Source organism: Streptomyces sp. AV19, assembly GCF_015999245.1.
Lineage (GTDB): Bacteria > Actinomycetota > Actinomycetes > Streptomycetales > Streptomycetaceae > Streptomyces.
The window spans coordinates 212,428-226,418 of the sequence record NZ_JAEAMR010000006.1; the positions used below are offsets into that span (position 1 = coordinate 212,428).

Genomic DNA, 13,991 nt, shown 5'->3' on the forward strand with positions numbered 1-13,991 from the left:
AGCCGGCGCCGGGTTCCTTCAGGCCGTGCTCTGCCGTTCGGCCAGGATCCGGGCCAGCTCGAATCGTTTGATCTTCATGGTGGCGGTCTTGGGCAGTTCCTCCTCCCGCCAGTGCACCGGTGGGGTCATGGGCGGCAGGGCGGCGGCCACCGCCCGCCAGGCCGCCTGGTCCAGCGGCCGGTCGTCCTTGGTGCACACCACGGGGACGGGCAGGCCGTCGGCGCCGCGGACGATGACGACCTCGGTCAGGTCAGCGATCCCGGTCAGCAGCCGGTCCTCGGCGTCCAGGGTGCTGCCGAAGTCCTCGATGACGTCGACCTCGCGGTCCAGCAGGTGCACGCAGCCCCACCGGGTGCGGTAGCCGACGTCGCCGGTGCGCCACCAGCCGTCGGCCGAGAACTGGCCGTCGTGGCGCTCCTGTTCGCCGAGGTAGGTGACGAAGTGCGCCTTGCTGCGGACCTCGATGAAGCCGGGGGTGCGTGCGGAGGGCGGCCGGCCGTCGCGGCTGACGACGCGGACGGCGGTGGTTCCGACGAAGGGGAAGCCGACACAGCGGCCGTCGGCGTGGCGGGAGCGGTGGCGGGTGAAGCCGCGGCAGACGACGGGGCCGGTCTCGGTCTGGCCGTACATCTGGCCGAAGAGCGGGGCGCGGCGGCGGGAGGCGGCCAGCATGCGGTGCACGGTGCGCGGATGGAGGGCGTCGAAGGTGCTGCTGAAGAGCTTGACGTTGGCGAAGGGGCGGCGGGGGTCGTCGGCCAGCGGCTCCCAGGCCATGAAGGAGTTGGGGTGCGCCTCGACGATGCCCGGGCGCATCCGGGCGAAGTGCTCGGCGGCCCGCTCGGGGTCCTCGTCCGCCAGCACCAGCATGGGCAGGCCGCGCAGCAGGGCGATGGCGAGCACGCTGATCATCCGGGAGTGGACGAACGAGGCGTGGATGGCGATGGTCTCCCGGCGCGGGACCACGGGGGTGAGGGCCGAGACCTGGAGGAGGTAGCGGATCTGCTGGGTCACTCCGGTGTGCACGGCGAGTTTGGGGACGCCGGTGGTGCCGGAGGTGTGGGTGATCAGCGCCGGCCGGTGCGGGGCGGTGACCACCGGGGCGATCCGCTCGGCGCCGGCCAGGGACTCCAGGCCGATGGCGCGCGGGTAGGAGCCGCGTACGACCAGCACCTGCTCGGCCTCGTCGAACACCGGCGGCGGCAGCTCGCGGTCGAGCTTCTCCCGGTCGGTGACGAGGAACGGCCGGTCCGCGCGGCGCAGCAGCTGGAGCACCGTCCCCCCGTCGAGCTGGGCGGAGAGCAGGACGGGCACCGCGCCGGCGCGGGCGGCGGCGAAGGCGAGCAGGGTGATGTCGAGGCTGTTGGACTTGTAGATCACGACCCGGTCGCCGGGCCGGACGCCCGCCGCCCACAGCCGGGAGGCCAGGTCGGCCACGAGGTCGGCCAGTTCGGCGACCGTGGTGCGGCGCCCCAGGTCCGGGGCGACGTCCAGGTCGTGGTCGAGGACCAGGACATTGGCCGGGTACCGGGCCGCCGCCCGCTCGACCAGCGTCCCCAGTCTGATGCCGCTGCGCGCCATGCGGTGAAGCACCATGAGCCCATCGCTCCCTTGGTCGGAACCTTAAATGCACAGCGCCCGGGAACGGGGCCGTACGCGCTCTCCCCCGGGCGGCGAAACACCGTCCAACTCCCCGTTTGCCGGGCAGGAGTTGCGGGCCGCCCGGTGCTCCCGTCGGCATGGACGGGGAGCGAGCGGATGACGTGTTCCCCTGGCCCGTGGCGATATGCGGCGCGAGGGGAATGTCCCCCTAACGGGCTATCTGCCCCGGTGGTTGGCCGCGCGGGCCGCCGCACCGTGGCATAACGTGGTCCGGGGCCGGCGACACCGTGCCCCGCGGGGCACGCGTTCCGGCCCCGCCGACGGGCGGCGCGTACCGCCCGCCCCCATCCCACTCCGCGTCCGCCCGCCCGCCGGTCCGGCGACCACCCACGGGAGACCCGTCATGACGAGCGCAGCCACCCAGTCCGTGCTGGACGAGCACTACGAACGCAACGGCGACCAGGCCGCGATCGAGGCGGTCCGGGCACGCATCGCCGAGGCGGGCGTGGAGTACGTCTACTACCAGGTGGTCACCCTCACCGGCCGGGTGGTCGGCAAGGTGGCACCCGCCGCGGAGCTGGTGCGCAACGTCGAGAACGGGCTGCGCGCGCACCCCGGCGTCCTCGCCGACCTCCAGATGGACGCGGCCGGCATGATGCTCGCCGGCCACCCCGAGCGCGGCGAGTGCGTGGTGATGCCGGACCTGGACTCCTTCGCCGTCCTGCCCTGGGACCGGCGCACCGGCTTCTTCTTCTGCCGCATGTACGAGCCGTCCGGCGCGCCGGAGGGGGCGGGCGGGCAGCCGATGCCGCTGGACGCGCGCGGCAGTCTGGCCCGGGCGCACGCCGCGTTCACCGCCCGCACCGGGCTGGAGCTGCGCAGCGGCTGCGAGCCGGAGGCCACCTGGACGGTGCCGGGGATGTCCGCCGAGCACGTGCCCGGCACCCCGCACCCGATGTACCACGTGGGCCAGCTGGAACAGCTGCGGCCGGTCTACCAGAAGGTCATGTCCTACGGGCGCGAGCTCGGCTTCGAGATGATCGAGAGCAACTGCGAGGGGCCCGGCCAGCTGGAGCTCAACTGGATGTTCGACCGCGCCGACCGGACCGCGGACCGGCTGGTGCTGCACCGCCTGATCTGCCGCCAGGTGGCCCGCGAGCTGGGCGCGACGGTCACGTTCATGCCCAAGCCCGCCGAGGACCGCCTCGGCAACGGCTGCCACCACAACATCAGCCTCTGGGAGGGCGACCGCAACATCCTGCTGGACCCCGGGACGTCCGGGCTGCACCTCAGCCAGATCGGGCGGCACGCGCTGGGCGGCGTCCTCGCCCACTCTGCGGCGGCCGCGGCGGTGATGGCGCCGACGGTCAACTCCTACAAACGCTTCGTCGCCACCGGCCAGTTCGCCCCCCAGGAGATCAACTGGGGGATGGACAACAAGACCTGTGCCGTACGCCTGCCCGCCGCCGGGCGGCTGGAGGTCAAGTCCCCCGACGCCATGGTCAATCCCTACCTCTCCCACGCCGCGATCATCGCCTCCATCGAGGACGGGCTGAAGAACAGCATCGACCCGGGCCCGGCCCGCGGCAGCGCCGACGGCCCCGGCCCCAACCGGTTCGGGACGCTGCCGCTGGCCCTCAACGAGGCGCTGGACCTCTTCGCCGCCGACCAGGTGCTGATCCAGGGCATCGGCCCCGAACTGACCGATCTGTTCCTGCGGATGAAGCGCCAGGAGTGGGCCCGCTTCTGCGGCGCCGTCACCGACTGGGAGCACGCGATGTACGGCGCCGAAGGCTGCTGACGGCCGTGTCCGGGATCCTGATCATCGGCGGCGGGGTCGCCGGGACCGCCACGGGCCTGGCCCTCGACCGGGCCGGTTTCGAGGTCACCGTCCACGAGGCGCACCCGAGGGCCGGCGCGGACATCGGGGCGTTCCTCACCCTGGCGAGCAACGGCATGCAGGCGCTCGCGCAGCTCGGGGCGGCCGCGCCGGTGACCGGCCACGGCTTCCCGGTGACCGGCATGCGCTTCGTCGACGAGAGCGGGGCGCGGCTGGAGTCCGTGCCGCTGGGCGAGGACGATCCGCTGCTGCGCTACCGCTGCATGCGCCGCGCCGAGCTGGGCGCAGCGCTCCAGGAGGAGGCCCACCGGCGCGGGGTGCCGATCCGCTACTCGTCCCGCCTGGTCTCCGTGGAGGAGGACGACAAGGGCGTCACCGCCCGCTTCGCCGACGGCAGTTCGGCCACCGGCGACCTGCTCGTGGGGGCCGACGGGCTGCGCTCCGCCGTCCGCGCGCACCTGGACCCGGCGGCACTGCCGGTCTACGCGGGCCAGAGCATCTTCTACGGCTACACCCGCGACCCGGCGGCCGGCGCCTGCCTCGAACCGGACACCCTCACCATGGTCAGGGGCGGCCGGGTGCTGTTCGGCTGCCTGGTGTCGCCCCTCGGGGAGACCTTCTGGTTCGCCCGGCTGCGGGGCCCGGCGGTCAGTGCCGAGGAGGCCGCCGTCACCCCGCCGGGCACCTGGCGGGACCGCCTCGTCGCCCTGCTGCGCCCGGACCGCTCCCCCGCCGCCGACATCGTGCGGGCCACCGAGGACAAGCTGATGGTGACCAACGCCGTGCGCCTGACCTCCGGCATCCGCTGGCGGAGCCGGCGGGTCGTGCTCGTCGGCGACGCCGCCCACGCCGCGCCGCCGGCCACCGGGCAGGGCGCGTCGATGGCGTTCGAGGACGCCGTCGTCCTGGCGAAGGCGCTGCGCGACGCCCCGGACCGGCAGGCGGCGCTGGACCTCTACGAACACCACCGCAGGCCGCGCGCGGAGCGGAACATCGCCGTGAGCGCCCTGCTCACCGCCAGCGGCCCCCCGGACTGGATCTCCATCGCGAACGCCCGGGGAGGCCGCAGCACGCTGCGCCGCCTCTCCCACCTCGACGAGGGCCTGCTGCGGCTCCTCGACTGGGCGACGCCCCTGACCGTATGAAAGGAAGCACGAAGGGCATGGACGAGGCGGAAGTGAAGGAAGAGCGGCGGCGCCTGGCCGAGCTGTTCGACGTCGCACCCGGCAGGATCCTGCACGCCCTGTGCACCCTGGCCGTCCCCGACCTGGTTCCGCCCGAGGGCATCGGGATGGACCGGCTCGCCTCGGCCGCCGAGGCGGACCCCGGCCGGCTGGCACGGCTGGTGCTGGCCGCCGAGACGCTCGGCGTGCTGCGCGTCGACGCGTCCGGGACGGTCCGCCTGACCGACGGGGGGCGGCTGCTGCGCTCCGACCACCCCGACACCCTGCGGCCGGAGTTCGCGGAGATCGACATGTTCCTGGGCTGGGGCGCCTTCGCCGAGTGCGTGGCGCACGGCGGCACCAGCTACGAACGGGCCCGCGGCGGCGCGCTGTTCGAGCGCATCAGCCGGGACCCCGCGTCCCTGAACGCCTTCCACGCCTACATGCGCACGCGGGCCGTCCAGCTGTACGCGCCGCTCGTCCCGTACCTGTCCAAGCGCGGCTTCCGCAGCGTCGTGGACGTGGCGGGCGGCACGGGCGGCCTCACCGAACTGCTGCTCGCCGCCGACGACGCGCTGCGGGTCACCCTGCTCGACCGGCCCGAGGTCGTCGACCTGGTCCCGCACGCCACCCGCGCCCGCTTCGGCGAACGCCTGGTCCTGCACCCCGGCGACATGCTGCGCTCCGACCTGCCCCCGGGGCACGACGCCTGCATGCTGGGCAGCGTGCTGCACGACTGGGCCGACGACGAGGCCGTCGCCGTCCTGCGCCGCTGCCACCGGGCCCTGGACGACGGCGGCAGGATCGTCCTGCTGGAGCGCGTGCTGTCCGAACGGGGGCCGGACCAGGGGCGGTTGGCGGACATCTGGATGATGGCCATCACCGGCGGCCAGGAGCGCACCCTGGCCCGGTGGAACGCCCTCGCCGCCGCCGCGGGACTGGTCATCGACGACGTCCACGACGCGGACGGCGAGGTGTCGGCGCTGGTGCTGGTGCCGGACGGGGCGTCCTGAGGGTCAGCCGGCGAGCTGCCCGGCGGCCTCGGTGACGATCTTCTCGAAGGTCTCCTGGCAGCCGTCGAACATCGTGCCGGGCACCGGCCAGTGCAGCACCACCTCGGTGATGCCGAGGCCGGAGAAGCGGCCGGCCAGATCCACGAACGCGTCGACCGACGCCTGCCAGGGGTCCTTGGTGAAGCCGGTCAGATAGACCTTCTCCAGGTCGCCGGGTTCGCGGTCGAGCGCGGCGCACGCCTCGTTCAGGCGGGTCACCTGGTCGCGCACGGACGCGGCGGCCGCGTCCCCGCTCTGCTCGGCGGCGTGCCACCGGTCGCCGAAGGTCGCCCAGCCCTGCCCGTGCCGGGCGGTCAGGGCGAGGCCGCGCGGGCCGGTGGCCGCCACGGTGAACGGGATGCGGGGGCGCTGGACGCAGCCGGGGATCATCGGGGCCTCGACGGCCGAGTAGTGGGTGCCCCGGGAGGTGGTGGCGGGCCGGGTGAGCAGCCGGTCCAGCAGCGGCAGGAACTCGGCGAACCGGTCGGCCCGTTCGCGCGGGGTCCAGGCCCGCTGCCCCAGGATCGTGGTGTCGTAGCCCTCGCCGCCGGCGCCGATCCCGGCGGTGACCCGGCCGCCGGAGATGTCGTCCAGGCTCATCAGGTCCTGGGCCAGGGTCACGGGGTGGCGGAAGTTGGGCGAGGCGACCATGGTGCCCAGCCGGATCCGCGAGGTGACGAGGGCCGCCGCGGTCAGGGTGGGGACGGCGCCGAGCCACGGGCCGCCGCGGAAGCTGCGCCAGGCCAGGTGGTCGAAGGTGTAGGCGGCGTGCAGCCCGAGCTCTTCCGCGCGGCGCCAGTGCTCCTGCGCGGTGGGCCAGCGGTACACGGGGAGGATGACGGTACTGATGCGCATCCGGTCAGGCTAGGAGCGCCGACGGGCGGGGCCCGGCACGCCGCGCGCGCCGTCACCGGTTCGGCCGCGCGCCCGGTGACGTCCCCGGTCCGCCGCGCCTCTCAGTCGTTCGGGTGGAATCCGGCCGCCGGACGGGGGACCCGGGGCGTGACGCTGGCAGGGTCGCTCCTGTCGCCGCCGGGGCGGGAACCGGCTGATGCGAGAACTGCGAGAACGGAGAGCGTGGCTTCCATGGGCTTCACGGGGACGAGGGTTCGACAGGCGCTGCGGGCGGGGCTGGGCACGGCCGGGGCGGTGGCGCTCCTGTTCGCCGGGGCGCCGTCGGCGGACGCGGGGGCGCGGGGGTGCAACCACCGCACGTGCATCTCCGTCCAGGGCGGCGGGCTGCGCGTCGACTCGGTGTCGGCCTCGACCACGTGGAACGGCGACTTCACCGGGCACTTCCACATCTGGGGCGGCGGCCTGGACACCAACAGCCGGAAGGGCTTCTGGGGTTACCACCAGCAGTTCACCGTCCGCGTGGGGCGCGACCTGCCGAACCGCTCGGTGGTCTGCGCCGAGGGCTGGGAGCACGTCGACGGCGGCTTCCAGTCCCGTGGCCGCGCCTGCGAGGAGATCCACCTCTGACCCTGCCGTCCGGCCGCCCCCGGGCACCCCGCATCATGGCTGCCATGAGCACGCAGCAGCCCAGCACGGAAGCCGTCCTCGCCGCGGTCCGCGACGTCGCGGCGGAGCACGACCGCGTCGTGACCGGGATCGAGCACGACATCGGGGCCGACCGGGTGGCCCGCCGCACCGGCGCGCCGCTGTTCGCGGTCACCGATCCCGACGGGTCGCTGCCGCACCAGGCGTACGTGGAGCTGGCCGGCCCGCCGGCGGTCGAGCTGACGGTCCACCCCGAGGGGGACACCCGGATCGTCGTGGAGGGGGTCGAGTTCCCGGACGTCGCGCACGAGCACGTGGGGGCCTTCCTGCGCGCGGTGTACGCGGGGAGGGTCCGGGTGAAGACCCGCTTCTTCCCTCCGGCCACGTCCCTGGCCGTCCCGCTGCCCGGCGACGTGACCTACAAGGAGACCGCGGGCCTGCCGCTCTCCCCCTGGCTGATGGCGCTCGCGCGCCGGTAGGCGGGCGGACCGGAACTCTCCCAAGTGGTCCGTGTCGCACAGGAGTTCACCCACCCGGCCCGCGGGGCGCGGTGCCGACGTACCCCTGAGCGGGCGCCCGCACCGGACCGCGCGGCCCAACTGGCCCTCCGTGCCCGCGCGCACAGCGACGGCATCGCTCCCCGCGCCGCCGGGCGACCGGAACCGGCCGGGCACGCGGAGGGCCGTGCGACCGCGCACACGATATGACGGCGCGCGTCCGGGGCGCGCGGAGCCCGTTCGCGGTGTCCGCGCGCGGGCGCCGCGTCCCCCGATGCCCCCGCGCGGGCGGCGCCCTGCCGGAACCGCCCCCTTCCGGGCGCCGCGCGGGACAGAATGTTCGCGATTGCCCACCGGCCGGCGAGGGGGAAGCGTGGACGGACCAGCGGCACACCCAAGGCTCAGGCTCGGCGACGTCGCCGTGATGCCGACGGCCGAGCTGATCCCGCTCTTCGAGCGGAGTTTCACGGCCCTGGTGACGGTGGCCATCGCCGAGGCGACGATGCGCGTCCCGTCGTCCACCCGGCGGCTGCTGCGCCGCCGCGAGTGGCACCTCGACTGGCTGGACGCCCTCAAGTACGCGGAGGGCGAGCTCCAGGTGTCGGTGGAGCGGATGCTGTGCACCGGCGATCCGCGCGCCACCCGCAACGAGTACCGGCTGCGCCGGGTGCGGAGCACCCTGACCGCCGCCCATCGCGTCGCGGCCGACTTCCGGCGGCGCGCGCACCAGGGCGGGCTGCTGCGCTCGCCGATGCGGGACGCCTGCCACACCGCCCGCAACTGGCTGTCGAAGCTGCACCCGGACGATTTCGCCAAGTTCCTGGCGGAGGAGCGCGCGGCGCACGGCCTCGCTCCCCTGGAGGAGCCGGCCGCCAGGGACGTCTACGACTCGATCGAACTGGCCTACCGGCGCGGCTGGATCGAGGCCCCGCTCACCCCCGGGGTGAGCGGCCTGCTGACCGCCCCGCCGCGCACGGTGCGCGACGCCGCGGCCGACGACGCCCGCCGCCAGGAGGGCCGCGAGCCGGCCCTGTTCCATCCGCTGCTGCTGCGCCGGTGGGACCAGGCGCTGCGGGAGCTGGCGAAGATGACGTTCCCGCTGGCGGGCGCCGGGAGCCCGTGCGCGCTCGGTCCGCTGCCGCCCACGGCCGCGTCGCTGCCGCACGGCGAGCTGTTCCGGCTGCTCAACGCCCGGCGTTTCATGGCCGCCGTGCTCCAGCGGCGCGTCGAGTGCGGCCACCGCACCCGGCACGTGGCCGCGGCCGCCGGGCGGGCGGGCCAGGAGGACCCGCGGTGCGTGGCGGACGCCGAGGCCCGCGATCGTGCGGGCCGGCGGCTGGCGGAGGTGTACTCCGAGGAATACGCCTGGATCCGGGCGCAGTTGGCCCCCTACGAGTACCGGCCGGGGCTGCTGGACCGGGAGTTACTCGACGTGGAGGCGCGCGCGGCGGTCAAGCGCCGGGTGACGGAGGCGCTGGCCGACGGCTCGTGGCGCACCCACTGACCCGCCCGTCCCACCGCTTCGCCCGTTTCCCCCGCCGAAGTGCCGTACGTCCAAAATTCCATGCGTCAGCGGCGGTTCGCATGGAAAGGCTTCTCCGCGTCGGCGGCCGGTGGACAGCCGGTCGGCAAGCGGAAAGGTCGGGGGGCCGCGCATGGCCTGGAGCAACCGGAGTGACACCGCGGCGATCCTGGAGGACAACCGGGCGGTCAGACGCGATCTGGGCGACGCGCTGGGCTCGGGCCTGGCCGAACTCCGCGGCACGCTGGGGAACATACGTCAGGAGCTGCTCGACGCGGTCACCTCGGGCGTGGCGGAGCTGCGGACGGAGAACCGCGACCTGCGCCGGCGGCTGGACCGCGCGGTGGGCGAACTGGCCGAGGCCCGGCAGGACATCGCCCGGGCCCGCACCGACATGGAGTCCCTGCGCCGCCACCTGCTGGAGGCCCGGCCGGACCCGGCGCCCGTGGCGCCGGAAGCCGTGGACGCCGGGGACGACGAGGGCGACGGGGAGGAGCCCACGGACCGGGACTCGCCGCTGGACCCGGCCCGGCTGCCGGGTCTGCTGCGGTGCGCGGCCGGCATCGCGTCCGCGACGCTGCTCTGTCACCGGGACACGTGGGCGTTCGTCCTCGAACAGGCCGCCCGGGACCGGCACTTCCGCGCCCCGGGGCAGGTCCTGAGCCCGGGCGGGGACCGGGTGGAGGCCGCCCTGTCGGGCCGGTCGCTGATCGCCGTCCTCACCAGCCTGTGGCACACGGCCGGTTCGGGGCGCGGCGCCGCCGGGGACTGGGCGCTGGCGGTGGAGCTGTACGTGCGCGTCGCCGCGGCGGTCGAGCGGACCGGCGGTGACATGCGCTCGGGCGCGGCCGTCACGATCGTCCTGGACGACCGGGCGGGTGACGGCGACGCGGAGGGTCCGGCCGTCTCATAAGCCGGCCAGGGCCAGGCCGGGGGTGGCCGGCAGCGGGTCGTGCCGCACGTGCCCGGCGGGCACCCCGGCGGCGGCCAGGCCGGCCGCGGCGGAGGCGACGAGGGCGGGCGGGCCGCCGAGGTAGGCGGTGTGGCGCGACCAGTCGCCGTGCCGGAGCACGGCGCCGGCCAGCGACTCCCAGGCGCGCGGCTCCGGTTCGTCCGCGACCAGGGGGGCGACCCGCAGCCAGGGGCGGCGCAGGGCCAGGCCGGTGGCGGCCTCGACGTCGTACAGGTCGGCGAAGCGGCGCGCGCCGAGGAAGAGGTGGACGGAGCGGGGCCCGGGGCGCCGCGCGGACACCTCCTCCAGCAGGGCCTTCAGCGGCGCCCAGCCGGTGTCGCCCGCGACGAGCAGCAGGTCGCGGGGCAGGTCCTCGTCGAGGGTCATGGTGCCGCTCGCGGGCCCCAGGCGCAGGGTGTCGCCGACGCGGGTGCGGTCCACGAGCGCCTCGCTCACTCCCCCGCGCCCGGCGAGCCGCACGTGGAACTCCAGTTCCCCGTCGGGACGCGGTGCGCAGGCGAAGGAGTGGTGCCGCCAGGCCTGGGGCAGCAGCGGCGACTGGACGGCGGCGTACTGTCCGGCGCGGTAGGGGTACGGCTCGCCGGTCCGTACGCGCAGGACGGCGAGGTCCGGGCGGCGCCGCTCGTGCGCGGTGACCGTGGCCCGCCAGGCGGGCGGCTCGCCGAGGGCGGCGTCTGCGCCCTCGACCATGGAGCCGACGGCGAAGCGCAGCATCCGCAGCCAGGCGCCCTCCATCGCCTGTGTCCAGCGCGAGCCGGCGGTGCGGCGCAGCGCCTCGCGCAGGGCCGCCTCGAACGCCTCGTAGTGCGCGGGCCGCACGCCGAGCTTGCGGTGGTCGCGGCCGAGGCGGGTGAAGGTGGCGGTGACGTGGCCGGGGTCGTGCAGGTTCTCGATGAGGTAGTGGAAGATGTGCGCGAGGTGCCGGCGCTGGAACTCCATCGACTCGGGGAAGAGGGCGCGCAAGTAGGGGTGGCGCGCGAAGAGTTCGGCGTACAGCTCGGCGATCAGGCCGTCGAAGGGGGACACGAGGTCCAGGCCCCGCAGGATCACGGCCTGGTCGGCCCGGCCGTCGTAGGAGGCCGGCGCCGGGGCGGCCGCCGGGCGTTCGGGCTGCCCGGAGGACAGCAGGGAGCGGCGCAGCCGCATGGCGTCGTGGCGGGCCAGCAGGCCGTGGTACTCGTCGCCGACGGTGTTCACGGTCAGCACCCCTTCGCTTGCGGGGCCCGTGCCGCCGGGCGGGCGGTGGGGGCGTGGGGGTCGGGGCGTGCCATGGGCGGGTCTCCTGGGGGAGGACGGGTGGTACGGGCCGGCTGCCGTGGTGCCGGTGTCCCGGCCGTCCGGTGGGCGGCGCGCGTCAGTATGGCACCGGGGGGTTGTGCCCGATGGGCCCTGGGGGGTGGGGCCGTTCGGCCCATGCGGTGGGGGTGGGATGTGTGCTGGTGACGGCCCGTCAGGACCTTTGGCCCCTGTGGTCCGGGCCCGTTCGGCCCTGCGCCGGGGGCCGGGGGCGGCCCATGCCGGGTCCCGGGCCGGGAAGGGCCCGGGGTGCCCAGTCCCCCGCGGCATCGGGGCTCTTCCCGGTTCGGGGGGTGGGTTTCGGTGGGAGTGAATTTGCCCCGGTCCCGCCCTTTCACCGTTTCTCGCGCGCTCCGCGCGGTGTGTCCTCAAACGCCGGACGGGCTGATGTCCGTGCCCGGGCACGCAATCCAGCCCGTCCGGCGTTTGAGGACGAACGCGGCGCAGCCGCGTTGCACCCCGCGCGGAGCGCGGAAAGAAACGGTGAAAGGGCGGGTCCGGGGCAAATCCCTCCGACCGGCCGGGCAGGCACAGCGCAGTGCCGGGACGGGGTCCGACACCCCACCCCGGCACAAGCGGCTCAGTGGCGCTTCGCCAACGCCTTCGCCGGGGCCTTGGCCGTCGGGGCCGTCGGCTGTTCCGGCGTCTTGCACGCCACGTCCGTACCCGTGTTGTAGACGCCGTCCTTCTTCGCCTGGCCGCCCTGGAACTCGTAGTAGACGTACGAGTAGAAGTCGATCCGCCGGCTGGGCCCGCAGGCCGAGTCCGCGGCGATGTCATAGGTCAGCTTGACGGTGCGGGTGGCGCCCGGGATGACGGGGACGTTGTAGCGCACAGTGCCGCTCGTGCCGTTCACGTCGCACTGCACGGCCTCACCGGTACAGGACTTGAACGTGTACTTGAGGCCGGGGTCCTGCGTGGTGTTCCAGGTCGGCTGTATCGACTGGTACACGAACTGCGTGTTCGTCTGCTGGTCGTTGGTGAAGGTCATCGTGATCGTGACCGTGGAGCCGGGGGTCGCGCTCGCCTTGTCGACACTGATCGTCATGGGCGCCGCGACGTCGGCCGAGGCGGGCTGCGCCACCAGGCCGGGCAGGCCGATGGCGAGGGCGAGGATACTGGAGAGACCGAGGCGTCTGCGTGTTGTAGGGCGCATGGCGGAGGAGAGTAGGGACCCGTGGGGCGCCTGACACCACCCCCCGAAAGGGACCGGCCACGCTCGGGAACACCTATGTGACTCCCGGTGCTGGTGCACAGCACATTGCCGCAGGGGCACAGGCGTACGAGTTGGCCGGGAATGAACGCCGGGACCCGGTCACTGCACGCAGAACTCGTTGCCCTCCGGGTCCGCCATCGTCACATGGTGGCTCCCGTACTCGTTCACCTCCCGCAGCACCCGCGCCCCCAGCCCTTCCAGGCGCTCGACCTCCGCGTCCCGCCGCTCGGGACCGACGTGCAGGTCCAGGTGGAGCCGGTTCTTGCCCTCCTTGGGCTCCGGGACGGCCAGGAAGAGGACGCGGCGGCCGAGGCCGGTGCCGGTGGACGCGTCGACCGGGTCCTCGGGGTGGCGGACGGCCGCGGCGTGCCGCCACGCCTTGCGCTCCCCGACGGCGGTCCACTGCGCGTCGTCGATCGTGCCGAGGCCGAGCAGCCGGTCGATGAGGGCGCTGTGGTCCTCCACCGCGTAGCCGAGGGCGCCGACCCAGAAGTCGGCGAGACGCAGCGGGTCGGCACAGTCGACGACGAGTTTCCAGTGGACGGGGGCATGGGCCTCGGTCATGGGAAGTTCCTCCGGTTTCCAGCGGTTTTCCAACGGGTCTCTGAAACCATTTATAGTGGTTACATGATCGCTACGGCAACCGGACTCCTTCTGCGCTCCTCCGACGGCACCGGCTTCCGCTTCGATCCGGGCGCGCTCTGCCTGGAGCTGCTGTGCACCGGCGGACCGGGCGAACTGGCCCGGTGGGAGTCCCTGCACACCCCGCAGGACCTGGCCGACTGGCTGGGCCGCTCCCGGCTGGGGCTCCGCCCCGACGAGGTGACCGTCACCGCCGGGGAGTTGGCGACGGGCCGGGCCCTGCGGGACGCGCTGTGGCGTCTGACACGGGCCGCCGTACGCGAGGGACGGCCGTCCCCGGCCGACCTCGCCGAGGTCAACCGCGCGGCGGCCGCTCCCCCGCTCGCCCCCCGGATCACCGACGACGGCGACCGCGCCTGGGCCCTGCCGGCGACCGGCGGGCAGGCGCTGTCCGCCGTCGCCCGCGACGCCGTCGAGCTGCTGACCGGACCGTTCGCCGGCCGCATCCGCGAATGCGGGGCGGACAACTGCCAGTTGGTGTTCGTGGACACCTCACGCCCCGGCCGCCGCCGCTGGTGCTCCATGGAGCGCTGCGGAAACCGTCACAAGGTCCGGGCCCTGCGCGCCCGGCGCGACGCGGAGGAGAGGACCGCCCGATGAGCGGCGACCGCCCCATGGGCCTGACCCAGGACGCCGCTTCCGGATCGGCGTCTCCCGGACGCTGCCGGTACCGCCGGCGGAGGTCCGGCGC

General features: G+C 74.6%; 13 protein-coding genes. 8 read left to right on the forward strand and 5 right to left on the reverse strand.

The features are described from left to right. Positions 1-18: 18 nt before the first annotated feature. Positions 19-1,593 carry a class I adenylate-forming enzyme family protein gene (locus tag I5Q34_RS08765; RefSeq protein ID WP_199891619.1) on the reverse strand — a complete coding sequence of 525 codons (1,575 nt, stop codon included), beginning with the start codon at positions 1,591-1,593 and terminating at the stop codon, positions 19-21. Between the two features lie 409 nt (positions 1,594-2,002). On the opposite strand from I5Q34_RS08765, the gene I5Q34_RS08770 reads away from it, so the two are divergent. The 3 genes from I5Q34_RS08770 to I5Q34_RS08780 are packed head-to-tail and all read left to right on the forward strand — an operon-like array spanning position 2,003 to position 5,615. Then, on the forward strand, positions 2,003-3,400 hold the full coding sequence (locus I5Q34_RS08770) for a glutamine synthetase family protein (RefSeq protein ID WP_199891620.1): 1,398 nt from the start codon (positions 2,003-2,005) through the stop codon (positions 3,398-3,400). Positions 3,401-3,405: 5 nt separating this feature from the next. After that, entirely contained in the window at positions 3,406-4,584 is a 1,179-nt protein-coding gene (locus tag I5Q34_RS08775) for an FAD-dependent monooxygenase (protein ID WP_199891621.1), read from the forward strand. 17 nt (positions 4,585-4,601) lie between these two features. Beyond that, positions 4,602-5,615 carry a methyltransferase gene (locus I5Q34_RS08780; RefSeq protein WP_199891622.1) on the forward strand — a complete coding sequence of 338 codons (1,014 nt, stop codon included), beginning with the start codon at positions 4,602-4,604 and terminating at the stop codon, positions 5,613-5,615. Positions 5,616-5,618: 3 nt separating this feature from the next. Here I5Q34_RS08780 and I5Q34_RS08785 read toward each other — a convergent pair whose 3' ends face one another. After that, positions 5,619-6,509, reverse strand: a complete 891-nt coding sequence (locus I5Q34_RS08785; protein WP_199891623.1) for an LLM class flavin-dependent oxidoreductase — start codon at positions 6,507-6,509, stop codon at positions 5,619-5,621. A gap of 222 nt (positions 6,510-6,731) precedes the next feature. On the opposite strand from I5Q34_RS08785, the gene I5Q34_RS08790 reads away from it, so the two are divergent. The 4 genes from I5Q34_RS08790 (at position 6,732) to I5Q34_RS08805 (ending at position 10,086) form a co-directional block, all read left to right on the forward strand. Further along, on the forward strand, positions 6,732-7,136 hold the full coding sequence (locus I5Q34_RS08790) for a hypothetical protein (protein ID WP_199891624.1): 405 nt from the start codon (positions 6,732-6,734) through the stop codon (positions 7,134-7,136). A 44-nt stretch (positions 7,137-7,180) separates the two neighbouring features. Continuing rightward, the gene (locus tag I5Q34_RS08795; RefSeq protein WP_199891625.1) at positions 7,181-7,633 is read left to right on the forward strand and encodes a hypothetical protein; all 453 of its coding nucleotides are present in this window, start codon (positions 7,181-7,183) and stop codon (positions 7,631-7,633) included. 391 nt (positions 7,634-8,024) lie between these two features. Further along, the gene (locus tag I5Q34_RS08800) at positions 8,025-9,155 is read left to right on the forward strand and encodes a hypothetical protein (protein ID WP_199891626.1); all 1,131 of its coding nucleotides are present in this window, start codon (positions 8,025-8,027) and stop codon (positions 9,153-9,155) included. Between the two features lie 151 nt (positions 9,156-9,306). After that, positions 9,307-10,086: a hypothetical protein gene (locus tag I5Q34_RS08805; RefSeq protein WP_199891627.1), complete on the forward strand. Its 780-nt coding sequence runs from the start codon at positions 9,307-9,309 to the stop codon at positions 10,084-10,086. Here the strand turns inward: I5Q34_RS08805 and I5Q34_RS08810 are convergent. The 3 genes from I5Q34_RS08810 to I5Q34_RS08820 form a co-directional block, all read right to left on the reverse strand. Then, positions 10,081-11,343 carry a globin domain-containing protein gene (locus I5Q34_RS08810; protein ID WP_277965707.1) on the reverse strand — a complete coding sequence of 421 codons (1,263 nt, stop codon included), beginning with the start codon at positions 11,341-11,343 and terminating at the stop codon, positions 10,081-10,083. The two genes, I5Q34_RS08805 and I5Q34_RS08810, sit on opposite strands and share 6 nt — an antisense overlap. 679 nt (positions 11,344-12,022) lie before the next feature. Continuing rightward, on the reverse strand, positions 12,023-12,598 hold the full coding sequence (locus tag I5Q34_RS08815; RefSeq protein WP_199891628.1) for a hypothetical protein: 576 nt from the start codon (positions 12,596-12,598) through the stop codon (positions 12,023-12,025). A 159-nt stretch (positions 12,599-12,757) separates the two neighbouring features. After that, on the reverse strand, positions 12,758-13,222 hold the full coding sequence (locus I5Q34_RS08820; protein WP_199891629.1) for a VOC family protein: 465 nt from the start codon (positions 13,220-13,222) through the stop codon (positions 12,758-12,760). Positions 13,223-13,285: 63 nt separating this feature from the next. Between I5Q34_RS08820 and I5Q34_RS08825 the strand changes: the two genes are divergently transcribed. Then, entirely contained in the window at positions 13,286-13,900 is a 615-nt protein-coding gene (locus I5Q34_RS08825) for an ABATE domain-containing protein (protein ID WP_199891630.1), read from the forward strand. Positions 13,901-13,991 lie beyond the last annotated feature (91 nt).